We start from the raw sequence: 438 nt of genomic DNA, 5'->3' as shown, positions 1-438 counted from the left end.
CTGAGCGCGCCCATCACTGGAGCGACACGGAAGTCATTGAGCGCTGGCACACGCTATTTAGTGGCAATATGCTGTCTCAGCGCTTTATAAGCGGTGACGAGCTGGGCGTTGCTGAGCAAAAGCGACTGCAAATGTATGTGGAAGAGTGGCGCTCACGGTTATCTAGCATCAGCTGGTTTATGCGGGTGCTGAACGAGGCCATTGCGCGAGAAGCCAATCAGGAAGACCAGTGCACTGGCCGCTTCTGGGAAGGTCGTTTTAAATCCCAGGCACTCTTAGATGAAGCAGCACTGGCTGCGTGCATGGCCTATGTCGACCTTAACCCGGTACGGGCAAATATGGCAGCCACGCCCGAAGCATCCGCGCACACCTCGGTGAAGCGGCGCATAGAAAAAGCAAAAACGAGCAAGCAGCCCAACCATCCTAAGCAACAACCCA

1 protein-coding gene is annotated in these 438 nt (G+C 55.3%); it reads left to right on the top strand.

The genetic code is table 11. The annotated features are described in order from the left end of the window. Positions 1–438: transposase (locus IE090_RS17795; RefSeq protein ID WP_505655728.1), on the top strand; the 438-nt coding region annotated here is incomplete at both ends.

Origin of the sequence: Bacterioplanes sanyensis (assembly GCF_014652515.1) — a bacterium.
In the GTDB taxonomy this organism is placed as follows: Bacteria; Pseudomonadota; Gammaproteobacteria; order Pseudomonadales; family Oceanobacteraceae; genus Bacterioplanes; species Bacterioplanes sanyensis.
The sequence above is the reverse complement of the archived record's forward strand: the minus strand, read 5'-3'. Positions and strand labels throughout refer to the sequence as shown.